This window comes from Qipengyuania sp. SM2507 (assembly GCF_053714505.1).
Genome location: NZ_CM132307.1, coordinates 2,129,420 through 2,156,301, shown reverse-complemented (window position 1 = coordinate 2,156,301; position 26,882 = coordinate 2,129,420). Strand labels below are relative to the sequence as shown.

Here is a 26,882-nt window from a genome sequence, read left to right as displayed (position 1 = left end):
TTCCCTTGGGAGAGGGAAGGGGCCGGACGCGTTGTCCGGCCCCTTTTTCGTCTCGGCGGCTAGCTTCGCGTGCTGGCGAAGGGCGAGAAATCGGTATCGGCGTCGTAAATGTCGACACCCTCGCGCCTCTTGAGCCAGCCGATCACCAGATAGGTGAAGGGAGTCAGCAAGGCCTCCCAGGCGGTCTTGATCGACCATTGCGACAGCACGACCTGCCACAGCAGTTCGGGTGGCCATCCGGCCAGACCGTAGAAGGCAAGCGGGTAGAAGATCAGGCTGTCGAGGCCTTGGCCGACAATTGTCGAGCCGATCGTCCGGCTCCACAGCGCTTTGCCCTTGGTCCAGACCTTCATCCGCGCGAGGACATAGCTGTTGGCGAATTCGCCCGCCCAGAAGGCGATCATCGAGGCAGCGACGATCCGCCAGGTGTTGCCGAAGACCTTCTCGTAGGCCTCCTGCCCGTCCCAGCCGTCGGCGGGTGGCAGCGCGACCACCACCCAGGCCATGAAGGCCATGAAGGCGAGCGCGGCGAAACCGGTCCAGATCACCCGCCGCGCTCTTGCGTAGCCATAGACCTCGGTCAGCACGTCACCGATGATGTAGCTGACGGGGAAGAACAGCACCCCGGCGCCGAACGACCAATCGGTCCCATCGGGCAGGGTGATGAAAGAAGGCTTGGCCGCCCCGATCAGGTTGGACAGGATCAGGATGGTGACGAAGGCCGCCATCACCAGATCGTAATAGCGGAAACGCGGCGACTCGGCAGTGGGTGGAGCGGTGGGCGGCGCGGGATCTTCCATCGCCGCCCGTTCTATCTCCGATTGGCGTCAGCGCAATCCCGCGCTAATGCCCCGCCGTGCGCGCCCGTAGCTCATCTGGATAGAGCGCGAGACTTCTAATCTTGAGGCAGCAGGTTCGAGTCCTGCCGGGCGCACCATTCTACCCGTCAGGCACTGCCGACGAAGATGCTCTTGGCATTGGCGAATTCCTTGATGCCGAAGCCGCCATGCTCGCGGCCATGGCCCGAATTCTTGACCCCGCCGAAGGGCATCGAGGGGTCGGCGAGGCCAAAGGTGTTGATGAACACCATACCGGTGTCGAAATGGCGCGAGGCAAGTTCGATTGCCTTGTCGACATTCTTCGACAGGATCCCGCCGCCCAGGCCATAGCGACTGTCGTTGGCGATGCGCATAGCGTCCTCGTCGTCCTTGGCCTTGATCACCGAGGCGACCGGGCCAAACAATTCATCGTCATAGGCGGGCTGGCCGGGTGCGACATCGGTGAGGATCGAGGCGGGATAGTAAGCACCCGGCCCCTCGGGGATTTCGCAGCCCACGGCGGCGGTGGCGCCCCTCTCGATGCTCTGGTCGACCTGCTTCTGGAGCGTATCGCGCAGATCGGCGCGCGCCATCGGGCCCATGTCGGTATCCTCGGAATTGGGATCGCCGGTCCGGACTGCCTCGAACCGCGCCTTGAACTTGTCGAGGAAGGCGTCGTAGACCTTCTCGGTCACGATAAAGCGCTTGCCGCTGATGCACGTCTGCCCGCCGTTGTAGAGCCGCGCGTTGGCGCAGACCTTCGCCGCCAGATCGAGATCGGCGTCTTCGAGCACCATGTAGGCGTCGTTGGACCCGAGCTCGAGCACGGTGGGCTTGAGCACCTTGCCAGCGGCTTGGGCGATCGTTTTGCCTGCGGTGTCCGAACCCGTTAGCGTCACGCCGCGCACCTTGTCGTGTTCGATGATCGCATCCGAGGTGTCATGATCGATCACCAGCACGGTGAACAGGTCCTCGGGCAGCCCGCCTTTGACGAAGATTTCGGCCAGCTTGAGCCCGCTCCCGGTGCAATTGCTCGCATGCTTGAGCAGCACGCCATTGCCCGTCATCAGATTGGCGATGGCATAGCGGATCACCTGATAGGCGGGGAAATTCCACGGCTGGATGCCGTAGATCACGCCGATCGGCGAGAAGGTGACGATGCCGCGCCCGGCGTTGTTGGGTTTGCGCTCCTGGTCGGCGAGCTCGCTCGGGCCGTTGGCTGCGGTGTAGTCGCAAATGGCCGCGCACAACTCGACCTCGCCGCGGCCGTCCTTGATGCGCTTGCCGACCTCGTCGGTCATCAGCTGGGCGAGCTCTTCCTTGTGGTCGCGCAACGCCTGGCCGATGCCCTTGAGCACTTCGGCGCGCTCGTCGAGCGATTGCAGCTTCCACTTTTCGAAGGCCGCGTGGCAGGCTTCGACCTTGCGGTAGGCCTCGTCGCGACCGATCTGTTCGTAAGTGGAGAGGTCTTCGCCGGTGGCCGGATTGACGGTGGTGATCGTGCCCATGGGATACGTCCTTTGTCTGTGAGTTCGACTAAGGAACGGTTTCAAAGCACCACCCGTTCCGCCGCGGCACAAAACTGCGACGAGCCGGTGATGAGCGAAGGTCAGTCGCCGCGCATGGCGCGATCGAGCACCTCGGTGGTGACCGGATAGCCGGCGTCGCCCGGAATCCGCAGCACCGGCGCCGCACCGCTCTTGTCCACCTGCGGGGTGATGATCCGCACCGGGGTTGCCTCGGCGTGGGCGCGGGCGGCGGCGAAATCGCCGAACAGCGCCAGCCGCTCCAGATTGCGGCGGGTGGGGAAGATCAGCGCGATCTCCTCGCGTTCGGCCATCTCCAGCGCGCCCTTGGCGCTGACCCAGAACAACTGGGTGTTCTCGGTGGCATCGACTTCGACATCGACCGCTCCGGTCCCTAGGTCGGCGAGGTAGAAGCGGGTGTCGAAGATGCGGCTGTGCGCCATGCCAAGCGGCAGCCAGCGCGCGAAGGGGATGATGGCGCCGCGATCGATCGTCCAGCCGTAGCGGTCGAGCACTGGCGCGAGCGCCCCTTGCTTCAGCAGGTCGGCGCGCGCCTCGCGGGCAAGGACGCCATCGATCGCGCCGGACAGACCCACCGCCAGACCGGTCTCTTCGAGCGTTTCGCGGATCGCAGCGATCCGGTGTGCGAGTTCCTCGGGATCCTCATCTCGAGCGAGCTGGCGTGCCAGCGCATAATCCGCCGGATCCACGCGACCGCCAGGGAACACCGCCATGCCGCCGGCGAAGGACATCTTCCGCGATCGTACCACCATCAGCAATTCGGGATCGGGGCCGTCGCGCCCTCCACGGAAGATCACCAGGGTCGCGGCGGGGATGGGTTGGTCGTCGGGTGGGCTCATGCTTGTCTTACTGCATGGTAGGGGCACGCTTGCCAAGCGCGCATAACCTCGCCGCGTGTCGGGATAATTTACACATGCAGGTGCGGCGGGCGGGGCGTTAACCTTCGCGATGCGCCGGAATCCGCGTCCGATCGGTTTTGGCACGGGCCCTGCATAAAGTAAGCATCTCTGATGGTCTTCGAATCGAGGCGGGACCACTCCTGGTCTGTGCCCCCGCCTCCCCGAAAAATCAAAAAGGCCCGCGTGACTTTGGTCGGTCACGCGGGCCTTTCCCGTTTTGGTTGCCGGTCTGGACCGGAGCCTGCCAGTCTTGGCTCAGCTCTCGGCCTTGGCGACCTGTTTTTCGTCCATCAACTCCTGCAATTCGCCGGCCTCGAACATCTCCATCATGATGTCGCTGCCTCCGACGAACTCGCCCTTGACGTAAAGCTGCGGAATGGTCGGCCAGTCCGAGAAGCCCTTGATGCCCTGGCGGATTTCCATGTCCTGCAGCACGTCGACGCTTTCATAGGCGACGCCGCAATGATCGAGGATGGCGATCGCGCGGCTCGAAAAGCCGCATTGCGGAAAGAGCGGCGTGCCCTTCATGAAGAGAACGACGTCTGCCTCGCCGACGATGCCGGTGATACGGGTATTCACATCGGACATTGGGGTGTCCTGCCTTCCATTACGAATTTGACTAGATAATTCAGGTGGGAACTTGCGTAGTCAGTTGCAAGGCGTGAAGCTCGCCACCCATCCGGCCACCCAGCGCTTCATAGACCAGCTTGTGCTGCTGCACACGGCTCTTGCCCGTGAATTCGGGCGCCACGACATGCGCGGCGAAATGGTCGTTGTCGCCCGCGAGGTCGCGGATCTCGACCTCGGCCTCGGGCAACGCGGCCTTGATCAGGCGTTCGATTTCTTCGGCGGGCATCGGCATGGCGTCAGCCCTGCTCGGTCATGAACTGGCGGCGCGCTTCGACCGAGCATTCCTCGAGCTTGGTGCGGATATCGGCTTCGGTCACCTCGCTCTCGGCGGCGGTCAGATCACCCAGCACCTTGCGGATCACATCTTCGTCGCCCGCTTCTTCGAAATCGGCCTGGACGACCGCTTTCTTGTAGGCGTCGGTTTCCTCGGGCGTGAGATCCATCAGGCCTGCCGCCCATTCGCCCAGCAGCCGGTTGCGCCGCGCCGCGATCTTGAAGGCGGTTTCCTCGTCCATCGCGTATTTGGCTTCTTCGCCGCGCTGGCGATCCTTGAAATCGGTCATGGTGATCCTCGTGGGGGCAGATGCGGTGACCCGAACAGATAGGCCCCGCGGCCTGCCCCGGCAACCGGATTGTCAGCCCGCCATCGTCACCACCAGCTTGCCGATCGCGCCGCGGTTTTCCAGCTTGGCGATGGCTTCGTGCGCGCGCTCGATCGGATAGGTTTCGCTGACCAGGGGGCTGATCTTGCCTGCTTGCCACAGGTCGAACAGCTCGGCGATATTGGCGGCGTTCTTCTGCGGCTCGCGCGCGGTCCAGGCACCCCAGAACACGCCGCGGATGTCGCAGCTCTTGAGCAAGGTCAGGTTGAGCGGCATCTTGGCGATCCCGGCGGGGAAGCCGATCACCAGGAAACGGCCCTCCCAGGCGATCGCGCGCAGCGCGGGCTCGGAATAATCACCGCCGACGATGTCGTAGACGATGTTCGCGCCATCGGGCCCGACCGCGGCCTTGAAATCGCTCGCGAGTTGCTTGGACTGGTCCTTGTCGAAGGGCGCGCGCGGATAGATCACCATTTCGTCGGCACCCGCCTTGCGCGCGACCTCGCCCTTTTCCTCGGTCGAGACTGCGGCGACCACGCGGCAGCCATAGGCCTTGGCGAGTTCGACCGCGGAGAGGCCGACGCCGCCTGCCGCGCCGAGGATCAGCACGGTCTCGCCTGCCTTGATGTCGCCGCGGTCCTTGAGCCCGTGGATCGTGGTACCATAGGTCATCAGCAGCGCGCTGGCCTGCACCAGATCGATGCCGTCGGGGACTTTGAACAGGCGCTGCGCGGAGACTGCGACCTTCTCCTGAAGGCCGCCATTGCCGACTCCGCACATCACCCTGTCGCCAACCGCAAAGCCTTCGACGCCTTCGCCAACCGCCTCGACCGTTCCCGAGATCTCGCCACCGGGGGCGAAGGGGCGGGGGGGCTTGAACTGGTACATGTCGCGGATGATCAGCGTGTCGGGGAAGTTGATCGCGCAGGCGGCGACCTTGACCAGGACCTCGCCCGCACCCGGCTTGGGCTCGGCGATATCCTCGACAACCAGCGTTTCGGGTCCACCGACTTGTTTGGACAGCACGGCTTTCACAATGAATTCTCCCTTGGATTGTCGAGCCAGGGCAGCGAGACCGCCCGGCTGCGTTCGTATGTCGAAATGGCGGCATCGCGCGCCAGGGTCATGCCGATCTCGTCGAGCCCCTCGAGCAGGCAATGCTTGCGGAACGGATCGATCGCGAATGCGAACCGATCCTGGAACGGGGTCGTCACCATCTGGCTTTCGAGATCCACCGCGATCGGGTGCTCGCGCGCGACCTCCATCAGCCGATCGACCTGCTCCTGCGGCAGCTCGACCGCGAGGATGCCGTTCTTGAAGGCGTTGCTCGAAAAGATGTCCGAGAAGCTGGGCGCGATCACCGCGCGGATGCCCATGTCGAGCAAAGCCCAGGCGGCGTGCTCGCGGCTCGATCCGCAGCCGAAATTGTCGCCTGCGATCAGGATCGGCGCGCCGGCATTGGCGGGTTCGTCGAAGACATTGCCGGGCTCGGCGCGGACGCTTTCGAACGCGCCCTGCGCCAGCCCCTCGCGGGTGATCGTCTTGAGCCAATGCGCGGGAATGATGATGTCGGTGTCGACATTCTTCGCGCCATAGGGAATCGCGCGGCCCTCGATCGAAGCGACAGCTTTCATCAATCGGTTTCGGGGTTCTCGCCGGAGGGGGGGATCGGGCCGGGCTGCTCGGGGCGGTTCTTCTGCTTGCGCTTGGATGCATAGAGCATCGCCGCGGCGATGGCGGCGGAACCGATGGCGCCGGCGAGGGCGGCCTTGCCTTTGTGCTTGCGTGTCATGCGCGCCTCATGCGCCAGCCGGACCGGGGCTGGCAAGGGTGGATTCGACCAGCAGTTCCCGCACATCCGCCAGCCGACCGGTAACGGCTGCGGCGGCGGCCATTGCCGGGCTGACCAGGTGGGTCCGCGCGCCCGGGCCCTGGCGGCCGACGAAATTGCGATTGCTGGTCGAGGCGCAACGTTCGCCCGGCGGGACCTTGTCGGGGTTCATCGCAAGGCAGGCTGAACAGCCCGGTTCGCGCCATTCGAACCCCGCGTCGGTGAAGATCTTGTCGAGCCCCTCGGCTTCGGCCTGGCGCTTGACCAGCCCCGAGCCGGGGACGACGATTGCCCAGCGGACCCCGTCGGCCTTGCGGCGACCATCGAGGACCCGCGCTGCAGCGCGCAGATCCTCGATCCGGCTGTTGGTGCAGCTGCCGATGAACACGTTCTCGATGGCGATATCGGCGATGGGGGTGCCGGGTTCGAGCCCCATATAGGCGAGGCTCTTGCGCGCCGCCTCTTGCTTGGCGGGGTCGGCGAAGCTTTCGGGCGAGGGGACGCTGCCGCCCACCGGGACGACATCTTCCGGGCTGGTGCCCCAGCTCACCGTGGGCTCGATCGCGCCCGCGTCGATTACGACGCTGCGGTCGAAGTGCGCGCCCGCATCGGTCTGCAGCGAGCGCCACCATTCCAGCGCGCGGTCCCAGTCCTCGCCCTTGGGGGCGTAGGGGCGGCCCTCCAGATAGGCGAAGACCGTCTCGTCGGGCGCGATCAGCCCGGCGCGCGCGCCGCCTTCGATGCTCATGTTGCACACGGTCAGCCGGCCCTCGACGCTCATGTTCTCGAACACCGCGCCGCGATATTCGATGACATGTCCGGTCCCGCCCGCGGTGCCGATGCGCCCGATGATGTGGAGGATCAGGTCTTTGGGGGTCACGCCCGGGCCAAGTTCGCCCTCGACGCGGACCTCCATGGTTTTCGACGGCGCGAGCAGCAGCGTCTGCGTTGCCAGCACATGCTCGACCTCGCTGGTGCCGATGCCGAAGGCCAGCGCGCCGATCCCGCCATGCGCGGCGGTGTGGCTGTCGCCGCAGACGATGGTCGCGCCGGGCAGCGAGAAGCCCTGCTCGGGGCCGACGACATGGACGATGCCCTGCTCGGCATCCGTCGCCGCGATATAGCGGACCCCGAATTCGGGGGCGTTGCGTTCGAGCGCGGCGAGCTGCGCGGCGCTCTGGGGATCGGCGATCGGCAGCCGCGTTCCGTCGGGCGCGAGCCGCGGGGTGGTCGGGAGATTGTGGTCGGGCACCGCGAGCGTGAGATCGGGGCGGCGCACCGTCCGCCTAGCGAGCCGGAGCGCCTCGAAGGCCTGCGGGCTGGTGACCTCGTGGACCAGATGCCGGTCGATATAGAGCAGGCAGGTACCGTCCTCTCGCCGCTCGACCACATGCGCGTCCCAGATCTTCTCGTAAAGTGTGCGCGGTTTGCTCGCCATGGCGGCGATATTTGCTGCACAGCGGCAACAGACGCAATCTTTTGCGGGCAAAGCAATAGCCGGGTCATGGAAAAGAAAGGTATCAATCCCTAATTGACACCCATGTCAGCAAAGCCCTTCGCCTTTCCGATTACCGTCGTGCCCGACGACATCGATTTCATGGGTCACGTCAACAACGCCCGCTATCTTGGCTGGGTGCAGGATGCGGTGCTGGCGCATTGGCAGAAGCTCGCGCCCGCCGAAGAGGTGGCGAGCAAGGCCTGGGTCGCGCTCAAGCACGAGATCACCTACCGCAAGCCTGCCTTTCTCGAGGACGATGTCATCGCGCAGACCGTGCTCGAAAGCTTCAAGGGTGCGCGCGCCTTTTACTCGACGGTCATCCGCCGTGGCGAAGAAGTGCTGGCCGAGGTGCAGTCGGCCTGGTGCTGCATCGATATCGATACCCACCGTCCTGCGCGGATCGACGACGGGATGCGCAGCATCTTCTTCCCTGCCGAGGAACCGGCAGCCTGAGTGTCTGTATTCCGCTCCTGCCGCCGGGCTGATAGGCACAAGTGATGCCCGTGCCCACCGCCTCATCGCCAACACGCCGTCCGCGCGCGACGCAGGCCGCGATCGGCCTCGCATGGGCTGCGGCGATTTTGGCGAGCTGGCTCGGCTTGCATCTCTACGCGATGTTCGGTTTCGAACTGACCTGGCGCAGCCTCCCGCTCGCTTTGGGGATGGCGCTGCTACAATGCTGGCTTTCGGTCGGACTGTTCATCGTCAGCCATGATGCGATGCATGGCTCGCTGGTGCCGGGCGGCGGGCGGCTCAACGGCGCGGTCGGCGCGGCGCTGCTGTTCCTTTATGCGGGCTTCGGCTGGAAGCGGATGCGCGATGCGCATTTCGCGCATCACAAGGCCCCCGGTTCGGACCGCGATCCCGATTTCGACGCCGCCAACCCGACCCGTTTCTGGCCATGGTACGCCACCTTCCTGAAGCGCTATTTCGGCTGGGGCTCGATCCTGTTCGTCTCCTTCATGGTCACGCTCTACTGGTTGGTCTTCGCGGTCCCGGTCGAGAAGATCGTCCTGCTCTACGGACTGCCCGCGATCGCATCCTCGTTGCAGCTGTTCTATTTCGGCACCTTCCGTCCGCATCGACACGAGAGCGCGAGCCGGGCCGGTTTTACCGATCGCCACAACGCGCGCAGCGAGCGCTTCGGGACGCTGGCATCGCTCGCATCCTGCTTCCATTTCGGCTATCATCACGAACATCACCGGGCACCCGACGTGCCGTGGTGGGGGTTGCCCGGCCTGCGCCGGCCCGAGACCCCGAACCGGAGCAAGTGAGACACGCATGACCGTCCCCGCCATCATTCTGACCGTCGTGCTGGCGGTGCTGGGCATGGAGATGTTCGCTTGGTGGGCGCACAAATACATCATGCATGGCTGGGGCTGGGGCTGGCACCGCGACCATCACGAGCCGCACGACAACACGTTTGAAAAGAACGATCTCTACGCGGTCACCTTCGGGACCATCGTCTTCTTCCTGTTCCTGATCGGCTATCTCTATTCCGAGATGCTGTGGTGGGTCGCCTTCGGGATCACGCTTTACGGGGTGATCTACACGCTGGTCCACGACGGGCTGGTGCATCAGCGCTATTTCCGCTGGGTGCCCAAGCGAGGCTACGCCAAGCGGCTGGTACAGGCGCACAAGCTCCACCACGCAACCGTAGGCAAGAAAGGCGGGGTGAGCTTCGGCTTCGTCTTCGCCGCCGACCCGGCCAAGCTCAAGGCCGAATTGAAGCGCCAGCGCGAGGCGGGCATCGCCGTGGTCCGCGACAGCGCGTCCGCCTGAACGCGGGCCCGAACGCCGCGGGGTAAATCCCACGGTCGGTTGACGCAAAATCGGTTCTATCCGGTTTGGACTTGCACGAATTCTCGTTTTGATACAGGATATTGTGGGCGACTCCGGCGGCGCCGGTGTGGCTTTCCTTCAGGCGAAGGCCACAGGGCTGGGTGGCAATCCGAACCATCACCTTGCCGGGCGATTTCGCGGCGCAAAGCGAATCCAACAGGACAGGAGCGGGGGTCATCTGGAGAGTGTGGCAAATTCCCGGGGTGTAGGAAAATGGTCGGGTGGCGTGGCATTTGCGCGGAGGAGCGTCGGCCTGTCCGTCATCCAGCGAAAGCGGCGCTCTCACTATTGGTATGGCAACGATGCCAGGCCCCAGCGGTTGGCCCGGCTAGCCGTCATGTTTGACTCGCTTTTTGATAAGTCTCACTCTGCTCGGGACGGGTGGCAACTCCGGCGAGTCGCCAGTTCCGGCGGTCGCGTAGAAAAGGGGGAGGCTTGTCGCAGCGATTTTGCTGTTCCGCTGTGAGTGGATTGCGGTTTTCTTTGCAGTCTGAATGCGCGTTTCCCTCCTGCAACAAGGAGAGAGTAGCATGTTCACTTCAATTCGTAATTCGTCCCGACCGGTTCGTACGATCCTGCTCGCTAGCGCGGGCGGCATAGCCGCTTACCTGGTGTTGCCTGCGAATCCTGCGCTGGCGGACAGCACGGTCGAGTGCAACGTCAACCCGTCCTTCCCAGGCTCGACCACCGAGTGCGGCGTCAATGCCATTGCCTCGGGCGAGTTCGGAACAGCCGTCGGGAGCAACACCAACGCCACCGGCGAACGCAGCACAGCTTTGGGTCGCCTCGCCGATGCGCTGGCCGCCGATGCGACGGCGATCGGCCACAATGCCGATGCACTGGCCATCAATTCGACCGCGGTGGGCCAGGGTTCGGTCGTTCTTGTCGACGCGGTCGGCGGCACGGCGGTCGGTCGCAATGCTGCAGTGACCGGGGCTGGCGGCCTGGCGGTCGGCACCGAGTCGGACGTAATGGGCCTCGGCGCGACCGCGTTCGTTGGCGACGGGGACGATGCAGGACTGGCCGGCGCGCAGGCGCTCGCCGCCAATTCCACGGCGGTTGGCGCAGACTCGCTGGCGGGCGGCGCTGCCAGCTTCGCCGGCGGCGCGGGGCGACGGCTTACGGCCTGGGGTCCGTCGCGCTAGGTGGCGATGGCAGCGATGCGGGTATCGGCGGAGCGCGAGCGGACGGCCAGGAGACGCTGGCCCTTGGTGCGGACACTCTGGCGACCGGCATCCGAACGACCGCCTTCGGCTATGGCGCCTTCGCCAACGGGGTGCAGGCCACCGCCGCTGGCTCCGGCTCCGAGGCCAACGGTCTTGGCGCGCTGGCCTTCGGTGCCTTCGCGACCGCGCGTGGGTCGTACTCCGTTGCGCTGGGCTATCAGAGCTTCGCGCCGACCGACAACGCTACCGCGATCGGCTATCTGACCAGGGCGCAGGCCGAAAACGCCACCGCCATCGGCGCGAGCGCAAATGCCAGTTTCGCGGGCTCAACCGCGGTCGGGCAGGGAGCCACCACGACCGCCGCCAATCAGGTCATGCTCGGCGGCACCGGGTCATCGGTGCGTATCGGAGACATCGCCGCGAGCACGGCGGCGCAGGTCGGACCGGTCGATGCGGTGACGGTGGATGCCAGTGGCACGCTCGGGCGACAGGCGGTGGCGGCAGCCTCGGCGGTCGACAGCATCCGCCTGTCGATGAACCACATCGCCGCGGTCACCGATGCGCAGTTCAGCGCCCTTTCCGGGCGGGTCGGTGCCCTCGAGAACGGGCTGGCGCAGGTCAATTTCCGGCTCGAGGATATGGACCGGGGCCTTTCCGGCGGAATCGCGGCTGCCTCTGCGCTCGGCAGCGCGATCGCCATGCCGGACAAGAGCCTCGTGATCGCCGGCAATGTCGCCAATTACAACGGCGAACAGGGCTATGCGCTCAACCTGACCGGACGGGTCAGCGATAGGTTCGCCGTCGGCGCCGGGATCGCTGGCAACACCGGCAATGGCGAAGTGGTGACCCAGGCCGGCTTCGCCCTCGGGTTCTGACGCGCGGGTTGGCGACATAGCGGCGCGTCTGGCTCTCCTGTGAGTGCCCCCAACCGCTGGCCAATCGATCGACCGGCTTCGTTCGGCCCCGGCTTCTCAGGCCGGGGCCGGCGATGGCCGTGAAAGACTTCAGGCGGCCTGGGTTTCGCTATCGGAACGGCGGTTGGGGCTCTGGCCGTTTGCAGTGGCGATCTCGACCCGGTTGCCGCCGACGGATTTGGCGGCGTAGAGCGGGCCGTCGGCGGCCTGCAGTGCGAGCGAGGCGCTGCATGGCGCATCAATGCCCGCCAGGCCGACGCTGGCGGTGAGCGAGATAGCGGTCCCGTCGGGTGCGGCGAGGTCTAGCGCAGCCACCGCACGGCACAATTCCTCGCACAACGCCGTCGCCTCGTCCGGTTCGATGCGCTCGGCGATCAGCGCGAATTCGTCTCCGCCGAGGCGGGCGAAAAAGCGATCGGGTGCGCTGAGCTGCTGCATCGCCGCCGCGACCTGGCGTAGCACCATGTCGCCCGCATCATGGCCATAGGTGTCGTTGACGCATTTGAAATGGTCGAGATCGACGATGGCGAACATGAAGGGGCGATTCACCGCATATTCGAGCCGGGCTTCCAGGTGCCGGAGGAAGGCGCGGCGGTTGGGCAGGCCGGTGAGCGCATCGGTATCCGCCTCGCGCAAGGCGCGCAGCTCGGCGTGTTTGCTCGCGGTGGCGTCGCGGATGGTGACGGCATAGCCCGCGATCCTGCCCGGGGTTTCGGCACGCGGGACGGCGCGTATCCGCGCCTCGAGCCAGATTTGTTCGTCGCCGCGCAGCACCGGACGCTCGATAACGCTGGTCTTACCCGGCTCGTCGCCGGCGTTCGTAAGAGTGCTGAGCACGAGCGACTCGTCGAGCGGATCGAAGAAGATCGCCAAGGGTTCGCCCGTCAGCTCGACCTGGCCGCTCAGCCACTCGCTTGCCGGGGAGGCGAAACGAATCCGGCCCTCGCTATCGAGATTGAGCAGCGCACCGTCCGAATGATCGGAGATGAGCCCGTTGAGGGCTTTTTCTTCCTCGAGCTCCACGAAGAGCAAGTGCCGATGCTTGAGCGCCACCGAAACCGGCAGCGCGAGCAGCAGCAATACGGCGAGGTAGAACTGGAGGAACAGCACCTTGTCGCCGAAACTGTCCAGGACCGGGAGGGAAAAGCCTTCGCCGGTCGAGAGCGCTGCTATGGCGATCACGGCGATGGTGAACAATCCGATCGACGCGCCGATGCGGCCGCGCCGGAAGGAAGCGAACAGCAGCGGAACGATGGGCACGAACAGCAGCGGCAAGTCGGCTTGCAGGAACACCATTGCGGTCACGAGGCCGACGATCAGCGCGTGACCGATGCATTCTAGGATCACCGGCAGGCTGGCCGACGCAAAATCCTTCGAGAGCGCGCCCGAGGCGGCCATATAGGCGATCGGGAAGCCGAGCAGCGTACCCAGCCCGTGGCCGGCGATCCAGTCGGTGGCGTGGGACAGCCAGCTGCCCGGGGTTGTCAGCGCCACGATCAAGCCGCCTGGGATCGCTGCCAGCGCCGGCCCGACTAGCCCGCCCGCGACGATCAGGACGATCAGCCCGTCGACGCTCTCGAGCCAGTCGCGCTGCGGTCGCAGGGCCAGCAACAACCGGGCGATCACATAGCCTTCGAACACATTGGCGGCGGCCAGTTGCAGCGCCATGTGCGGGCCGAAACCGAACAGGCTGGTCGCTACGGCGCTGAGGGCTGCAAAGCTCCAGAGGATCCGGGGCCATTGCGATCTGGGAAGTGTCACCAGCACTGCGGCGAGGATCGCGGTGCCGAGCCATACCAGCGCGAGCGCCCCCCCGAAGCGCGTCATCGCGATGGTCAGCGAAGTGATCGCGAAAAATGCCAGTCCCAGCAGTGCAAGCTTCTTCCCGCCGGGTACGTGCCTCTCAATCCATGTCATCGGGTTGGGACTAATCGCCATCGATTGAAAAACTCTTGCCGGGCAATGGAGAAGTTAACCTAGCTGCTTAAGACGGTTCGGTCAGCAAGTGATTTGGAGGGCCGGTTTGCGTTACCTCGCACCGGAAACAGTAGACGGTCCCGAGAAGATCGTGTGCTCGAACGCCGCATCCTGGTTAATTGCCCCGATTGACGAAACAAGCGATGCCGTTGCCCTTGGTCCGGCGGAGGGGCTATGTGCCCTGCCGACGGTCGGATCGCGACGGTCGTGCGTCCCGTTGTTCTCGCGCTCGGCCTGCCGTGGTGCCGGCGCCGAGCGTTGCGACAATGCCTTTCGCAGTGGTATCACCGACCGGGCTCGCGCCTTTGAACATCTCCGCCCGCCATGGCTTGCCTGACTGGAACCGCACAATCCCTTTGCCGACGCCCCGCTGATGCGCCGAACGACCGCCCTGCTTGTGACGCTGGCTCTCGCGCTGGGCGGCTGCGCGACCTGGCCCGACCGGATCGCCCACACAGCGGTGCAGGCGGAGCAGGCCGGCGTGCCCGGCTTCCCCTCGGTCCGCTACTGGGCCGACGCCGACGCCGCAGTCTTCGACGGCATGAGGGCCGAAATGGCGGAGCAGGCGCCATCGAACCGCCCCGGCGCGTTCCTCGCCATATCCGGGGGTTCCGACGATGGTGCCTATGGAGCGGGTTTCCTCAAGGGCTGGAGCGGAACAGGCAAGCGGCCGGAATTCACCATCGTTTCCGGGGTCAGCACGGGAGCGCTGATCGCGCCTTTCGCCTTCCTTGGCTCCGAATATGACGATCGCTTGCGCGGCTTCTATACCGGGGTCACCCGCAAGGATATCTATCGCCAGCGCGGGGTGGTCGGACTTCTGACCCAGCCCAGCATCGCCGATACCGCGCCGCTGGCGCAGCTGATCGCGCAGAATATCGACGAGCCCCTGCTCGATGCGATCGCCGACGAACACCGCAAGGGGCGCCGCTTGCTCGTCCAGACCACTAATCTCGATGCGGCGCGCGGGGTTGTCTGGGACATGGGGGCGATCGCGAAAAGCACCGATCCGCGACGCCTGGAGCTGTTTCGCCGCGTCCTCCTCGCATCCGCGAGCATCCCCGGCCTGTTCGCACCGGTCATGATCGAGGTCTCCGAAGGCGGGCAGAGTTTCAGGGAAATGCATGTCGACGGATCGGTGACCGCCGGCTTCCTTTCCATACCCGAAAGCGTCATTTCACGGGGCGCAAGCGAAGGCCGGCAGTCGCGGGACCAGATATTCGTTATCCTAAACGGTCGCCTCCGTCCGGAATACACACTGGTCGAACCGGCCACTTTCGCGATCATCAGCCGTGCGCTCTCCACGGTGCTTTCGGCTCACGACCGGGCCACTCTTCTCAACGTGCAGAATTTTGCCGAGGACAACGGCATCGCGTTCCGGATCAGCTATATCGGCCCCGAATTCGAGGTGGAGACCGAAGGGCGATTTTCGCAATCCTACATGAACGAGCTGTTCGATTACGGCGTCGTCCGCGGAGGCGAGAGCGCCTGGGCCGGGAGCATATTCGAAGCCAGCGAAGACCCGGACCGCTGAGGCGCGCGCAGGAACCGCTCGACAAAGTGCGCGTCGAGCGCGCGGCCTCACTCGTTGCGCGTCGCGATCCAGCCGCCGGCGATCACCAGGATCGCGACCGAAGCATAATACCACGGCGCGCCGAGCGTGAAATAGGTGAACACCGCGCCGGTTGCCATCGCGCTGACGGCCAGCGTCTTGGCGCGGCGGCTGATCGCGCGGCGTTCGCGCCAGTCGCGCACCTGCGGCCCCCAGTGCGGGTGGTCGAGGATGCGCTTTTCCCATGCGGGATTGCTGCGCGCGAAGAAATAGACCGCCAGCAGCAGGAAGGGCACCGTCGGCATCAGCGGGAGGATTGCGCCGACCACCCCCAGCGCCAGGGCCAGCAGGCCGGCGACCCGATAAAACAGGCGCATCCTAGTTCGCGGCGATCCGGGCCGCGTGTTGCTGCACCAGCGCGATCATGTTGGGGACGCCCTGCGTGCGGTTGGACGAGAGCTGGTTTTTCAGGTCGAAGGGATCGAGCGCTTCGGTCACATCCATTTCGGCGACCTCGGCGGCGGGCCGGTCCTGCACTGCGGCTATCACCAGCGCGACAATGCCCTTGGTGATCGCGGCATTGCTGTCGGCGAGGAAATGGAGCTGCCCGGCACCTTCGGTGGGATAGACCCAGACTTGTGCCGAACAGCCGCGCACCAGCGTGGCGTCGGTCTTGAGCGCATCGGGCATGGGATCGAGCTCGCGGCCGAGTTCGACCAGCAGGCGATAGCGTTCGTCGCCTTCGAGGAAGTGGTATTCTTCGGCGATGTCGGAGAGGCTTCTCATGGCGCTGCGTCTAGCCGCGCCGCAACCCCGCGTCCATCGCGGGACAGGACGGAGCGAGCCTCGCATCGGTCGATCGGTCAGCTGGCTGGTCAGCCAGAAAGGCCGCCGGGTCGGGTCAGGGCGTAATAGAGGACGTAAAACCAGCCGAAGAAGCCCTGGATTGCGGCCCAGACGATCGACTGGTGCAGGCTCCAGGAAATCGCGACCGCGATCGCGCTGCCGAGCCCGATCCCGACCCGGGCGGCGTCGTTGCGAACAGCGCTCACAGATCGACTCCATTGGCGATCGCCTCGAGCTTGCGGATGCGCTCCTTGAGGTCGGAAATCTCGATCCGCGCGGCGCCGATGTTCGAGCCGGCTTCGCGCGGTTCGCCGCGGTGGCAGTCGAGCTCGCGCTGCTTGAAGGCCAGCCAGCCCCGCCAGCCCAGCAGCAGCGTTGCGGCGACGATGCCCAGGCCGATCAGCGCGGCGGCGGCGATGACGAATGATGGTTCGAACATTTCCTTCATGTCCTCCTGGAACCTGTGGTGGCTAGTCGCTCTGCTTGTCGCGCAGGCGATCGATTTCCTCGGCGATGCGACGGCTTTCCTGCGCTTCGTGGCTGTTGGCGTCGGTGGTGATGCGCTCGAGGACCTTGATCCGCTCGCTCAATTGCTCGATCTCGCGGCGGGTCTCTTCGCTGTCGGGATCGGATTTGGGGGGCGCGAACACCGGATTGCCGTCCACGCCCCGCGTGACGCCCAGATCGCGATCGTGGCGGCGGGTGTAGATCTGGACGATGCCCCAGATCAGCACGATAATGACGGCGGCGGTCCAGAAATTCATTGCGTTGTTTCCTTGGCGGAAGGGTCGCGCAGCCGGTCGATCTCGCCGGTGAGGTGGTAGCCGCTGTCGGTTACGATGCGCTCCACATTGACCAGCCGGTCCTTCATCGAACCCAGCTCCGCGCGCAGTTCGGCGTTTTCCTGCGTCAGCAGCTTGACCCGTTCGGCGGTCTGCCCGTCGGTGGAGGGCTTGAGCGATTGGCCCCACATGCCTTCGAGCGGGTAGCCGTGCTTGATCTTGAGCCTGGTGGTGTGGATCCAGCCCAGCGTGGTCATGGCTCCCAGCGCCAGCGCGGCACCGACGATCCATGGCAGGTGGGGGACAATCTGCGAGAATTCGTTCATCGGGCCTGTTCCGTCTGCTTGATGTCGAGCGGGGTGCCGCCGTCGCTATAGATGTCGCCGCGGTCGGCTGGCGGATTAAGGGTCGGGCTGCGGTCGCGCAGCGCCTCGATTTCGTCGGCGAGCGAATAGCCCTTGTCGGTCACGATCCGCTCGAGCACCTGCATTCGCTTGTCGACCTTGCCCAGCAGCGTGCGCAGCTCGGCGTTTTCGGCGCGCAGCTGATTGGCTTCTGCGCTGTCGCTGCGTTCGGTCTTGCCGCCCCATTCGTCTTCGAGCGCATAGCCATGCTTGGCGCGGATCCAGTTGTTGATCAGCCAGGCCAGCGTGCTGAACGCGATGATCGCGAGAATGAAAGCGGGTCCCTCGAAGTCCATTATGCGGCTCCTCTTTGCTTCATCTCGAGCGGGACACCGGCGCCGGTCTCGTCGACCCGGCGCTGGTCGCGCAGCGCTTCGATCTGGGTGGCGACATCATAGCCCTGGTCGGTGACGATGCGTTCGAGCACGCGGACGCGGTCTTCGAGCTGCTGGACCTGCGAGGCGTATTGCGCGGCGCGTTCGGCGGTGTTGCTGACGGTCGCGTCGACCTGCATCTCGATGATCTTCTGGCGGTGCTTGGTCCAGATCGCGACAATCGGTATCGATAGCGCCAGGATCGGGATGAGCGGTGCGATTACGCCTTCCATTGAATTTCCCCCATGATTGTTTTGCCGCTCAGCGCAGCCGTTCTATTTCGGCGTTGAGGCGCGGATTGGAGCTGACGTAGAAGGTTTCGACTTCGGCCAGCCGGCGATCGACGTCCTTCATCTTGGAGCGGATCTGGCGCGCGGTGCGCTCCGGGCTCTGGCGTACGCCCTGCCAGTATTTCTTCTCCTCGGGCTCCTCGCGGTAGAGGTATTCGGGCTTCTTGTTGAGCAGCAGGCCGGCAAGAAAATAAAGCGGCAGGACGATCGGGCTGAGCACTCCGGAAAGGACTGCAATCACGAAGCCGAGCCGGATCCAGAGCGCGTTGACCCCGGTGTAATCGGCAATGCCGGAGCAGACGCCCATCAGCTTGGCATTCTGCTTGTCGCGGTAAAGCGTGGTGCGGGGGCTGTTCATTTGGCGGCTCCTTTTTTCTCGGCGATGAGCTGTTCAAGCTCGCGCAGCTGCTGGTTGTCGGCTTCGGAATCATGGACCAGGCGGGCAGGCTTGAATTCGGGATTGTCCGAGGCGACCAGCCTCTCGACCGTGTCCATCCGATCATCGAGTCGCTTGGCGAGGTTGTAGAGCTCTTCGAGCAACGCCTCGTCGTCGGTCGTGATCGTGGCGGAGGTCTTCCACTTGGTCACATAGTGAAGGATGATCCAGGGCAGGGCGACGAAGAGTATCAGTACGATCGGTACGGCTTCCATGGATCAATCCTCCTGTTTGCTGTCGCCGCTCTTGCCGAGCGCGCGTTTCATCTGTTCGAGCTCGTCGTCGATCGCATCGGCGCCCTCGAGCGCGGAGATTTCGTCGGCGAGGCTGGCCTTGTTCGCGCCATCGGCCAGCGACAGCGATTCGGCGCGGCCCTCGGCGTAATCGACCCGGCGTTCGAGCTGGTCGAAGCGCGCCAGCGCGTCGTCTGTGCGCTCCGAGCTCATCAGCGTGCGCAGCTTGACGCGGTTCTCGGCGCTTTCGAGCCGTGCGGCGATGGCGGTCTGGCGGCTGCGCGCTTCGCGCAACCGGTTCTGCAATTTCTGGATATCCTGCTCATAGGCGCGCAGCGCATCGTCGAGCACCGCGATCTCCTGCTTGAGCTGGTCGGAGATATCGGCCGCCTTCTTCTTCTCGACCAGCGCGGCGCGGGCCAGATCCTCGCGATCCTTCGACAAGGCGAGCTGCGCCTTGTCGCCCCAATCGTCCTGCAGTCGGTCGAGCTGGACGGTCTTGCGGTGCATTTCCTTCTGGTCGGCGATCGTGCGCGCGGCGCTGGCGCGAACCTCGACCAGCGTTTCCTCCATCTCGAGGATGATCATCCGGATCATCTTGGTGGGGTCGTCCGCCTTGTCGAGCATGTCGTTGAAATTGGCGGCGACGATGTCGCGGGTGCGGCTGAAAATACCCATCAAAGGTGCTCCGTTGGAGAAGAAATCGGTGATCTTGTCGGCGGCTTCCCAGGGGTCGCCCCTGGCATCAGCGCGCTTGCCCTCGGTAGAGGATTGCCGCGAGCGGGGGGAGCGGCGCAGGCGCTCGACCTCCTCCTCGATCCGCGACGGGCGCGGGCCGCGACCGGAACCGGGGCGGGCCGAAGCCTCGTCCGCGCTGGGGTCGGCGCGGTCGGGACTGTCGGGAGAGCGAGGCTCCGGCCCTAGCGGGTTGGTCGGCTTGCTCACGCCAGCTCGACCTGCGGGTGGATGGCGAAGGCGGGAAGGGGTTCGGTGACCGCGATCTGGCTGCTGAAACCGACGAAGATGACCATCGCCCCGATGCTGACCAGAGCGGCGCGTCCCAGGCGGGTGGCGAAGAAGCGGCGATCGTACATTTGGTGGTCCTCCCCATGGATTGATTGTGTTGCAGGGTATTTTGCAAGCGGTGTGCCAAACCGTGAAAGCCGCGGAATTTCATCGGTTTCGGGCAGCGGGAGCGGAACGGACATGGTGCCTATTGCCAATCCTTGGGGGAATTCCCTATATCTTGGCGATGGAGCGGGAAAACCAGTTCGTCGGCCAGTCGGGCGCCTTCCTGGACGCGGTGGAGCGGACCAGCCGCGCCGCGCCGATGCGCCGCCCGGTGCTGATCGTCGGCGAGCGCGGGACCGGCAAGGAACTGATCGCCGAGCGCCTCCATCGCCTGTCGACCCGCTGGGACGAACCGCTGGTGATCATGAATTGCGCCGCGCTGCCTGAAACGCTGATCGAGGCCGAGCTGTTCGGCCACGAGGCGGGCGCCTTCACCGGCGCGACCAAGCACCGCGTCGGGCGCTTCGAGGAGGCGGACAAGGGTACCTTGTTCCTCGACGAGCTGGGCACGCTGTCGATGGGCGCGCAGGAGCGATTGCTGCGCGCGGTCGAATATGGCGAGGTCACAAGGATCGGTTCGAGCCGCCCGGTGCGGATCGATGTCCGCATCGTCGGTGCCACCAACGAGGATCTGCAGGCCAAGGCTCAGCGCGGCGATTTCCGCCCCGACTTGCTCGACCGGCTGAGCTTCGAGGTCATCACCCTGCCGCCGCTTCGCGTTCGCGAGGGCGATATCCAGGTGCTGGCCGATTATTTCGGTCGCCGGATGGCCGCCGAGATCGGCTGGGAGGGCTGGCCCGGCTTCGCCCCGCATGTCGCCGAGCAGCTCGAGAACCATCCATGGCCGGGCAATGTCCGCGAATTGCGCAATGTCGTCGAGCGCGCGGTCTATCGCTGGGACGACTGGAACGCGCCGATCGCCCACGCGGTGTTCGACCCCTTCGACAGCCCGTGGAAACCCGCCACCCCGTCACGTGCACGCACGCAAACGGCCGACCGCGAGCCGGGCCCGGCACCCGCCGCCGACGATTTCGATTCGGTCGACGATTTGCGCGCCGCGGTAGACGAGCACGAGAAAAGCATTCTCGAGCACGCGCTGGGGAAGCACCGCTGGAACCAGCGCCAGACCGCCAAGGCACTGGGGCTGAGCTACGACCAGCTGCGCCACGCGATCAAGAAGCACGGCCTCGCCGACGACGGCTGATCGCGCTTGCAATGCCGCGCTTTTGCGCCTAGCTGACCGTCAATCCCGATACTGTTGCGACATTGAGGGGCTGGCGCCGCAAGGGGCCGGCACGAAACCCTGTTGTCGCATCATCGTGGTATCGCTGGATCGCAAAAACGGAGACTCAATGGCCGATATCGACCGCCTGACCGAAGTGATCGAACCCGAAGTGCAAGCGCTGGGTTTCGAGCTCGTGCGGGTGAAGATGATCGCCTCGGAAGCCGGCGACGGCGGCCAGGCGCTGCAGATCATGGCCGAGGACCCGGCGACGGGCCAGCTGGTGATCGAGCAGTGCGCCGCACTCAGCCGCCGGGTCTCCGAACGGCTCGACGCACTCGAGGAAGCGGGCACGGTTCTGGTCCCCGGCGCCTATCACCTCGAGGTCTCGAGCCCCGGGATCGACCGCCCGCTGACCCGCGCCAAGGATTTCACCACCTGGGCGGGGCACGAAGCCAAGATCGCGCTGACCGAGAAGGTCCAGGGCCATCGCAATCTGCGCGGGACCCTTGTGGGGATCGAAGATGATACGGTCACCGTGGCGGACAACCGCGCCGGCGAGGTTTCCTTCCCGCACGCGCTCATTCATTCGGCGAAGCTGGTCCTGACCGACGCGCTCATCGCCGCGACTCAACCGCTCGACACCCAGGGTGTCGAGGACGTAATCGAAACCGAAGAAGAAGAGAGTAACAGCTGATGGCCAGTGCCATGTCTGCCAATAAGGCCGAACTCCTTGCGATCGCCAATGCGGTCGCCTCGGAGAAGATGATCGACAAGGAAATCGTCATCGAGGCGATGGAAGAGGCGATCCAGAAGAGCGCGCGCAACCGCTACGGCGCCGAGAACGACATCCGCGCCAAGCTAGACCCCGTGACCGGCGATCTGCGCCTGTGGCGCGTCGTCGAGGTGGTCGAGGAGGTCGAGGACTATTTCAAGCAGGTCGATCTCGCCGCCGCGCAGAAGCTGGAAGCCGATGCCAAGGTCGGCGATTTCATCGTCGATCCGCTGCCCGCCATCGACCTTGGCCGTATCGACGCGCAGAGCGCCAAGCAGGTGATCTTCCAGAAGGTCCGCGATGCGGAACGCGAGCGCCAGTTCGAGGAATTCAAGGACCGCTCGGGCGAAGTCATCACCGGGGTCATCAAATCGGTCGAATTCGGCCATGTGATCGTCAATCTCGGCCGCGCCGAGGGCGTCATCCGCCGCGACCAGCAAATCCCGCGCGAGGCCGCCCGCGTCGGCGAGCGCGTGCGTGCGATCATCAGCAAGGTGGAACGAAACAACCGCGGGCCGCAGATATTCCTGTCGCGCGCGCACCCCGATTTCATGCGCAAGCTGTTCGCGCAGGAAGTGCCCGAAATCTACGACGGCATCATCGAGATCAAGGCCGCTGCCCGCGATCCGGGTTCGCGCGCGAAGATTGGCGTGATCAGTCACGACAGCTCGATCGATCCGGTCGGCGCCTGCGTCGGCATGAAGGGCAGCCGCGTCCAGGCGGTGGTTCAGGAGCTGCAGGGCGAGAAGATCGACATCATCCCCTGGAGCGAGGATCAGGCGACCTTCATCGTCAACGCGCTCCAGCCCGCCACCGTCAGCCGCGTCGTTCTCGACGAGGAAGAGGGTCGGATCGAAGTGGTGGTCCCCGACGACCAGCTCAGCCTGGCGATCGGTCGCCGTGGCCAGAACGTCCGGCTTGCCAGCCAGCTGACCGGCAACCAGATCGACATCATGACCGAGGAGGAAGCGAGCGAGAAGCGGCAGAAGGAATTCGCCGAACGCTCCAAGACCTTCGAGGAAGAACTCGACGTCGACGAGACGCTTTCGCAGCTGCTGGTGGCCGAAGGCTTCGCCGAGCTCGAGGAAGTCGCCTATGTCCAGCTCGACGAGCTGGCCGCGATCGAAGGCTTCGACGAGGAACTCGCCGAGGAACTCCAGAGCCGCGCGCTCGAGGCGATCGAGCGGCAGGAAGCCAAGTTTCGCGAAGAGCGCAAGGAGCTGGGCGTTGAGGATGCGCTCGCCGAGATCCCGCATCTCTCCGAGCAGATGCTGGTGGTGCTGGGCAAGGCCGGGATCAAGGAACTCGACGATCTCGCCGATCTCGCCACCGACGAACTCATCGCCAAAAAGCGCGAGGCGCCGCGGCGTCGCACCAATCCCGATGCCGCCGCCGCCGGTCCGCCGATGCGGCGTCCGCCGCAGCGCGAGCAGGACAAGGGCGGCGTGCTGGGTGAATTCGGGCTGAGCGAAGAGCAGGGCAACGAGATCATCATGGCCGCCCGTGCGCATTGGTTCGAGGATGAGACCCCGGCTCCGGCACCTGCTCCGGCCGAGGCGCCCGCCGCCAAGGCCAAGCCTGCGAAGAAGTCTAAGGCCGTTCCGGCGGAGGAAGCGCCCACCGAGGAAGCGCCCACCGAGGAAGCGCCCGCAAACGACACCGCCGAAGATGCTCCTGCCGAGGAAGAAACCACCGCGGCTGGCGAGCCCGACACCCAGGAGGCCGCCGATGCGGACTCCACCCAATGAGCGCCTGACGCCCGACATCGCCGAAGCCTCGCGGCCCCGTAGAGCGGAGCCGGAGGAGCGCTGTCCGGAACGCCGCTGCATCCTCGCCGGCGAGATTTCGCCGCGCGAGGGTCTGATCCGGCTGGCGGTCTCGCCGGAGGGACTGGTGCTACCCGACGTGCAGGCGAAGGCCCCCGGGCGCGGCGCCTGGATCGGCGTGACGCGCGACGAACTCGCCGAGGCGTTGGCCAAGGGCCGGCTCAAGGGAGCGCTGTCGCGCGCCTTCAAGACCGGCGAGCTCGAAATTCCCGCGGACCTCCCCGCCAAGATCGAGGATGCGCTCACCAGAGCGCTGCTCGACCGGCTGGGGTTGGAAATGCGAACCGGCGCGCTCATATTGGGCACAGACCGCATCGCCGAGACGGCGCGGGGCGGGGCGGTTTCGCTGTTGCTGCACGCCAGCGATGCAAGCGAAGGCGGGTGCCGCAAACTCGACCAGGCGTGGCGTGTGGGGTCCGATCTCGAAGGCTCTGCCTTGCGCGGAACGGTCTTGCCACTGGACCGCGCGGCGCTGTCTGTGGCATTGGGCCGCCTGAACGTCGTCCATCTGGCGCTTGCCGACGATGGAGCGGCCGGGCGAGTCTCGGGGCTTCTGCAGCGATTGTTGCATTTTACCGGTGGCAGCCATGCCGCCTCCACCGACGACGCGCCTGCTTCCGCAGAGCGCCGGATTGACGATACGAATACCTGAAGGACAGATGAGCTAGATGAGCGACGAAGACCAGAAGCCTGCCCGCAAACCACTCGGCCTGAAACGGTCGGTCGATGCCGGTGAGGTCAAGCAGACCTTCAGCCACGGCCGCACCAACAAGGTGGCGGTCGAGGTGAAGCGGCGCCGCAAGCTCGTGAAGCCGGGCGACGCCCCGCCGCCTCCGCCGCCGCCTCCCGCGCCGCCGCCCCCGCCCCCGCCTGCCCCCGCGCCGACGGCTCGGGCCACTCCGGCAAAGAAGGACCCTTCGGGCGAAACGCCGCAGGAGCGCGTCGCGCGTCTCCAGCGCGAAGCCGAGGAAGCGCGTCTGCTGCAGGGCCAGGAAACGCGCAAGCGCGAGGAAGAAGCCGCCAGAAAGGCAGCCGAGGACGAGAAGCAGCGCGCCGAGGACAACCGCAAGGCCGAGACCGCAGCGGTCGAACAGGCAGCTGCCGAGCCCGAAGCGAAGGCCGCGCCCGACGCTCCGGTCGAAGCCAAGGCCGAAGCCGCGTCTGACGCGGCCGGTTCCGAAGCGAGTGCCGCCGAGCCCGAAGCCGATGCTGAAGGCGCTGCCGCGCCTGCGCCGCGCCGGTTCACCCCGGTCGCGCGCCCCGAGATCAAGCGCCCCAAAAAGGAAAAGAAGGACGAGAAGCCGGTCCGCGAGGAGCCCGACAAGCGTCGCGGCGGCAAGCTGACCGTCAACCGCGCGCTCAACGAGGACGAGGGCCGCCGCGCCCGTTCGCTCGCCGCGCTCAAGCGGGCGCGCGAGAAGGAGCGCCGCACCCATGGAGGGCCCTCAACACCGCGCGAGAAGCAGGCCCGCGACGTGGTCGTCCCCGAGGCGATCACGGTGCAGGAACTCGCCAACCGCATGGCCGAAAAGGGCGCGCAACTGGTCAAGGAGCTGTTCAATCTGGGGATGATGGTCACGGTCAACCAGACCATCGACCAGGACACCGCCGAACTGCTCGTCGAACAATTCGGCCATCGCATCCAGCGCGTCTCGGAATCCGATGTCGATATCCAGGTCGAGCAGGATCTCGATCCCGAGGAAACGCTGCGTCCGCGTCCGCCGGTGGTCACCATCATGGGCCATGTCGATCACGGCAAGACCAGCCTGCTTGATGCGCTGCGCGGCACCAATGTGACCAAGGGCGAGGCCGGTGGCATCACCCAGCACATCGGCAGCTACCAGGTGAAGACGAAGAACGGCGACATGGTCACCTTCCTCGACACGCCGGGCCACGCCGCCTTTACCGAAATGCGCCAGCGCGGCGCCAATGTCACCGATCTGGTCGTGCTGGTCGTAGCCGCCGATGACGGCATCATGCCGCAGACCATCGAGGCCATCCGCCATACCCATGCGGCGGGCGTCCCGATGATCGTGGCGATCAACAAGATGGACAAGCCCGGGGCCGATCCGGACAAGATCCGCACCCGCCTGCTCGAGCACGAGGTCATCGTCGAGAAGATGTCGGGCGAAGTGCAGGACGTGGAGATTTCCGCGCTCAAGAAGGAAGGTCTCGACGAATTGCTCGAAGCGATCGCGGTCCAGGCCGAACTGCTAGAGCTCAAGGCGCGTCCCGATCGCCCCGCCGAAGCCACCGTCATCGAAGCCCAGCTCGACAAGGGCCGCGGCCCCGTCGCCACGGTGCTGGTGACGCGCGGCACGCTCAAGCGCGGCGATGCCTTCGTGGTCGGCACCCAGAGCGGCCGCGTCCGCGCGGTGGTCGATTACACGGGCAAGCAGATCAAGGAAGCCGGCCCCTCCATGCCGGTCGAGGTCCTGGGTCTGGGCGGCGTCCCCAAGGCGGGCGACCAGCTCACCGTGGTCGAGAACGAGCAGCGCGCGCGTGAAGTGGCCGAATACCGCCAGGAAAAGGCGACCGAGAGCCGCACCGCGCTCGCGCCGACCAGCTTCGACACCATGTTCACCAACCTCCAGTCGAACGTCATCGAATGGCCGGTGGTGGTGAAGGCGGATGTCCAGGGCTCGGTCGAGGCAATCAACACCGCGTTGCACAATCTCTCGAACGACGAGATCAAGGTCCGCGTGCTGCATGCCGGCGCCGGTGCGATCACCGAAAGCGATGTCAGCCTCGCGGCGGCGTCCAACGCGCCGATCATCGGCTTCAACGTGCGTCCCAATGCCAAGGCGCGCCAGCTGATCGCCCGCGATAAGGTCCGGATGATGTATTACGACGTCATCTATCACGTGACCGAGGAAGTCGCGAAGGAGATGGCGGGCGAGCTCGGTCCGGAGCGGATCGAGACCGTCGTCGGCCGTGCCCATGTCAAGGAAGTGTTCCGTTCTGGCAAGAAGGACAAGGCCGCCGGCCTGCTGGTCGAGGAGGGCGTCATCCGCAAGGGTCTGTTCGCGCGCCTCACCCGCGAGGACGTCATCGTCTCGGCAACCACCATTGCGTCGCTGCGACGCTTCAAGGACGATGTGGACGAAGTCCGCGCCGGTCTCGAATGCGGCGTGGTGCTCGAGGACACCAACGACATCAAGCCGGGCGACCAGCTCGAAGTCTTCGAGGTCGAGCTGCGCGAACGCACGCTGTAGCCGGAACCGACATTGCGTTACCGCCCCAGCCGCAGGTTCGGGTTTCTCGGCCTCGCCGGGGCGGTGATCGCAGTGGTTCTGGGTGTGATCTATATTGCCGGAGACCTGCTGTTCGTGGTCTCGGGACCGTGA

General features: G+C 65.4%; 34 protein-coding genes, 1 tRNA gene and 1 pseudogene. 13 read left to right on the top strand and 23 right to left on the bottom strand.

The window, feature by feature from the left end:
* Positions 1-59: 59 nt before the first annotated feature.
* Complete coding sequence (locus ACWIKC_RS10630; RefSeq protein WP_454597475.1) at positions 60-800, bottom strand: queuosine precursor transporter; 741 nt, start codon at positions 798-800, stop codon at positions 60-62.
* Positions 801-860: 60 nt separating this feature from the next.
* On the opposite strand from ACWIKC_RS10630, the gene ACWIKC_RS10625 reads away from it, so the two are divergent.
* Positions 861-937: transfer RNA gene (locus tag ACWIKC_RS10625), tRNA-Arg, on the top strand.
* Between the two features lie 9 nt (positions 938-946).
* On the opposite strand, the gene ACWIKC_RS10620 is transcribed toward ACWIKC_RS10625, so the two are convergent.
* The 9 genes from ACWIKC_RS10620 to leuC all read right to left on the bottom strand — a co-directional run bounded on the left by ACWIKC_RS10620 (position 947) and on the right by leuC (position 7,765).
* Positions 947-2,326, bottom strand: a complete 1,380-nt coding sequence (locus tag ACWIKC_RS10620; protein ID WP_454597474.1) for an NAD-dependent succinate-semialdehyde dehydrogenase — start codon at positions 2,324-2,326, stop codon at positions 947-949.
* A gap of 101 nt (positions 2,327-2,427) precedes the next feature.
* Entirely contained in the window at positions 2,428-3,204 is a 777-nt protein-coding gene (locus ACWIKC_RS10615; RefSeq protein WP_454597473.1) for an NUDIX hydrolase, read from the bottom strand.
* A 315-nt stretch (positions 3,205-3,519) separates the two neighbouring features.
* On the bottom strand, positions 3,520-3,852 hold the full coding sequence (gene grxD, locus ACWIKC_RS10610) for a Grx4 family monothiol glutaredoxin (protein ID WP_454597472.1): 333 nt from the start codon (positions 3,850-3,852) through the stop codon (positions 3,520-3,522).
* Positions 3,853-3,892: 40 nt separating this feature from the next.
* Positions 3,893-4,126: a BolA family protein gene (locus tag ACWIKC_RS10605; protein WP_454597471.1), complete on the bottom strand. Its 234-nt coding sequence runs from the start codon at positions 4,124-4,126 to the stop codon at positions 3,893-3,895.
* A gap of 4 nt (positions 4,127-4,130) precedes the next feature.
* Positions 4,131-4,457, bottom strand: coding sequence for a DUF1476 domain-containing protein (locus tag ACWIKC_RS10600; RefSeq protein WP_454597470.1), 327 nt, complete (start codon positions 4,455-4,457; stop codon positions 4,131-4,133).
* 72 nt (positions 4,458-4,529) lie between these two features.
* Positions 4,530-5,531 (bottom strand): NADPH:quinone oxidoreductase family protein, encoded by a 1,002-nt coding sequence (locus ACWIKC_RS10595; RefSeq protein WP_454597469.1) that lies wholly within the window; start codon positions 5,529-5,531, stop codon positions 4,530-4,532.
* A complete protein-coding gene (gene leuD / locus ACWIKC_RS10590) occupies positions 5,528-6,130 on the bottom strand; it encodes a 3-isopropylmalate dehydratase small subunit (RefSeq protein ID WP_454597468.1) in 603 nt (200 codons plus the stop codon). The genes ACWIKC_RS10595 and leuD overlap by 4 nt, the downstream gene beginning before the upstream one ends.
* Positions 6,130-6,288, bottom strand: coding sequence for an isopropylmalate isomerase (locus ACWIKC_RS10585; RefSeq protein WP_454597467.1), 159 nt, complete (start codon positions 6,286-6,288; stop codon positions 6,130-6,132). Before ACWIKC_RS10585 ends, leuD begins: the two co-directional genes overlap by 1 nt.
* Before the next feature lie 7 nt (positions 6,289-6,295).
* A complete protein-coding gene (gene leuC, locus ACWIKC_RS10580; RefSeq protein WP_454597466.1) occupies positions 6,296-7,765 on the bottom strand; it encodes a 3-isopropylmalate dehydratase large subunit in 1,470 nt (489 codons plus the stop codon).
* Positions 7,766-7,867: 102 nt separating this feature from the next.
* On the opposite strand from leuC, the gene ACWIKC_RS10575 reads away from it, so the two are divergent.
* The 6 genes and pseudogenes from ACWIKC_RS10575 (at position 7,868) to ACWIKC_RS10550 (ending at position 11,708) form a co-directional block, all read left to right on the top strand.
* Positions 7,868-8,278, top strand: coding sequence for an acyl-CoA thioesterase (locus ACWIKC_RS10575; RefSeq protein ID WP_454597465.1), 411 nt, complete (start codon positions 7,868-7,870; stop codon positions 8,276-8,278).
* Positions 8,279-8,322: 44 nt separating this feature from the next.
* Entirely contained in the window at positions 8,323-9,099 is a 777-nt protein-coding gene (locus ACWIKC_RS10570; protein ID WP_454597464.1) for a fatty acid desaturase, read from the top strand.
* Positions 9,100-9,106: 7 nt separating this feature from the next.
* Positions 9,107-9,607 (top strand): sterol desaturase family protein, encoded by a 501-nt coding sequence (locus tag ACWIKC_RS10565; RefSeq protein WP_454597463.1) that lies wholly within the window; start codon positions 9,107-9,109, stop codon positions 9,605-9,607.
* A gap of 590 nt (positions 9,608-10,197) precedes the next feature.
* Complete coding sequence (locus tag ACWIKC_RS10560) at positions 10,198-10,812, top strand: hypothetical protein (RefSeq protein ID WP_454597462.1); 615 nt, start codon at positions 10,198-10,200, stop codon at positions 10,810-10,812.
* Positions 10,794-10,895, top strand: a pseudogene (locus ACWIKC_RS10555) (hypothetical protein); the annotation flags it as partial. The gene ACWIKC_RS10560 and the pseudogene ACWIKC_RS10555, both read left to right, overlap by 19 nt.
* A gap of 48 nt (positions 10,896-10,943) precedes the next feature.
* Positions 10,944-11,708, top strand: a complete 765-nt coding sequence (locus ACWIKC_RS10550; RefSeq protein ID WP_454599483.1) for a hypothetical protein — start codon at positions 10,944-10,946, stop codon at positions 11,706-11,708.
* A gap of 129 nt (positions 11,709-11,837) precedes the next feature.
* Here ACWIKC_RS10550 and ACWIKC_RS10545 read toward each other — a convergent pair whose 3' ends face one another.
* Positions 11,838-13,685 carry a diguanylate cyclase domain-containing protein gene (locus ACWIKC_RS10545; RefSeq protein ID WP_454597461.1) on the bottom strand — a complete coding sequence of 616 codons (1,848 nt, stop codon included), beginning with the start codon at positions 13,683-13,685 and terminating at the stop codon, positions 11,838-11,840.
* Between the two features lie 412 nt (positions 13,686-14,097).
* Between ACWIKC_RS10545 and ACWIKC_RS10540 the strand changes: the two genes are divergently transcribed.
* Complete coding sequence (locus ACWIKC_RS10540) at positions 14,098-15,258, top strand: patatin-like phospholipase family protein (RefSeq protein WP_454597460.1); 1,161 nt, start codon at positions 14,098-14,100, stop codon at positions 15,256-15,258.
* A gap of 47 nt (positions 15,259-15,305) precedes the next feature.
* On the opposite strand, the gene ACWIKC_RS10535 is transcribed toward ACWIKC_RS10540, so the two are convergent.
* From ACWIKC_RS10535 to ACWIKC_RS10480, 12 genes are all read right to left on the bottom strand, one after another.
* Entirely contained in the window at positions 15,306-15,653 is a 348-nt protein-coding gene (locus tag ACWIKC_RS10535) for a YbaN family protein (protein ID WP_454597459.1), read from the bottom strand.
* Between the two features lies 1 nt (position 15,654).
* The gene (locus ACWIKC_RS10530; RefSeq protein ID WP_454597458.1) at positions 15,655-16,062 is read right to left on the bottom strand and encodes a SufE family protein; all 408 of its coding nucleotides are present in this window, start codon (positions 16,060-16,062) and stop codon (positions 15,655-15,657) included.
* A gap of 89 nt (positions 16,063-16,151) precedes the next feature.
* Complete coding sequence (locus tag ACWIKC_RS10525) at positions 16,152-16,328, bottom strand: hypothetical protein (RefSeq protein ID WP_454597457.1); 177 nt, start codon at positions 16,326-16,328, stop codon at positions 16,152-16,154.
* The gene (locus tag ACWIKC_RS10520) at positions 16,325-16,561 is read right to left on the bottom strand and encodes a hypothetical protein (RefSeq protein WP_454597456.1); all 237 of its coding nucleotides are present in this window, start codon (positions 16,559-16,561) and stop codon (positions 16,325-16,327) included. Before ACWIKC_RS10520 ends, ACWIKC_RS10525 begins: the two co-directional genes overlap by 4 nt.
* Positions 16,562-16,592: 31 nt before the next feature.
* On the bottom strand, positions 16,593-16,886 hold the full coding sequence (locus tag ACWIKC_RS10515) for a hypothetical protein (protein ID WP_454597455.1): 294 nt from the start codon (positions 16,884-16,886) through the stop codon (positions 16,593-16,595).
* Positions 16,883-17,230, bottom strand: a complete 348-nt coding sequence (locus ACWIKC_RS10510; protein ID WP_454597454.1) for a hypothetical protein — start codon at positions 17,228-17,230, stop codon at positions 16,883-16,885. The genes ACWIKC_RS10515 and ACWIKC_RS10510 overlap by 4 nt, the downstream gene beginning before the upstream one ends.
* Positions 17,227-17,604 (bottom strand): hypothetical protein, encoded by a 378-nt coding sequence (locus ACWIKC_RS10505; protein WP_454597453.1) that lies wholly within the window; start codon positions 17,602-17,604, stop codon positions 17,227-17,229. Before ACWIKC_RS10505 ends, ACWIKC_RS10510 begins: the two co-directional genes overlap by 4 nt.
* The gene (locus tag ACWIKC_RS10500; RefSeq protein ID WP_454597452.1) at positions 17,604-17,915 is read right to left on the bottom strand and encodes a hypothetical protein; all 312 of its coding nucleotides are present in this window, start codon (positions 17,913-17,915) and stop codon (positions 17,604-17,606) included. Before ACWIKC_RS10500 ends, ACWIKC_RS10505 begins: the two co-directional genes overlap by 1 nt.
* A gap of 28 nt (positions 17,916-17,943) precedes the next feature.
* On the bottom strand, positions 17,944-18,330 hold the full coding sequence (pspC, locus tag ACWIKC_RS10495; protein WP_454597451.1) for an envelope stress response membrane protein PspC: 387 nt from the start codon (positions 18,328-18,330) through the stop codon (positions 17,944-17,946).
* Positions 18,327-18,623 (bottom strand): envelope stress response membrane protein PspB, encoded by a 297-nt coding sequence (pspB, locus tag ACWIKC_RS10490; protein ID WP_454597450.1) that lies wholly within the window; start codon positions 18,621-18,623, stop codon positions 18,327-18,329. Before pspB ends, pspC begins: the two co-directional genes overlap by 4 nt.
* Before the next feature lie 3 nt (positions 18,624-18,626).
* Entirely contained in the window at positions 18,627-19,586 is a 960-nt protein-coding gene (gene pspA / locus ACWIKC_RS10485) for a phage shock protein PspA (RefSeq protein ID WP_454597449.1), read from the bottom strand.
* Complete coding sequence (locus ACWIKC_RS10480) at positions 19,583-19,735, bottom strand: hypothetical protein (RefSeq protein ID WP_454597448.1); 153 nt, start codon at positions 19,733-19,735, stop codon at positions 19,583-19,585. The genes pspA and ACWIKC_RS10480 overlap by 4 nt, the downstream gene beginning before the upstream one ends.
* Before the next feature lie 158 nt (positions 19,736-19,893).
* Here ACWIKC_RS10480 and pspF point away from each other — a divergent pair, with 158 nt between their 5' ends.
* From pspF to infB, 5 genes are all read left to right on the top strand, one after another.
* Entirely contained in the window at positions 19,894-20,916 is a 1,023-nt protein-coding gene (gene pspF / locus ACWIKC_RS10475; RefSeq protein WP_454597447.1) for a phage shock protein operon transcriptional activator, read from the top strand.
* Between the two features lie 148 nt (positions 20,917-21,064).
* On the top strand, positions 21,065-21,631 hold the full coding sequence (rimP, locus tag ACWIKC_RS10470; protein WP_454597446.1) for a ribosome maturation protein RimP: 567 nt from the start codon (positions 21,065-21,067) through the stop codon (positions 21,629-21,631).
* Entirely contained in the window at positions 21,631-23,457 is a 1,827-nt protein-coding gene (gene nusA / locus ACWIKC_RS10465) for a transcription termination factor NusA (RefSeq protein WP_454597445.1), read from the top strand. Before rimP ends, nusA begins: the two co-directional genes overlap by 1 nt.
* Complete coding sequence (locus ACWIKC_RS10460; protein ID WP_454597444.1) at positions 23,438-24,187, top strand: DUF448 domain-containing protein; 750 nt, start codon at positions 23,438-23,440, stop codon at positions 24,185-24,187. The genes nusA and ACWIKC_RS10460 overlap by 20 nt, the downstream gene beginning before the upstream one ends.
* A gap of 16 nt (positions 24,188-24,203) precedes the next feature.
* Complete coding sequence (infB, locus tag ACWIKC_RS10455) at positions 24,204-26,750, top strand: translation initiation factor IF-2 (RefSeq protein WP_454597443.1); 2,547 nt, start codon at positions 24,204-24,206, stop codon at positions 26,748-26,750.
* Positions 26,751-26,882 lie beyond the last annotated feature (132 nt).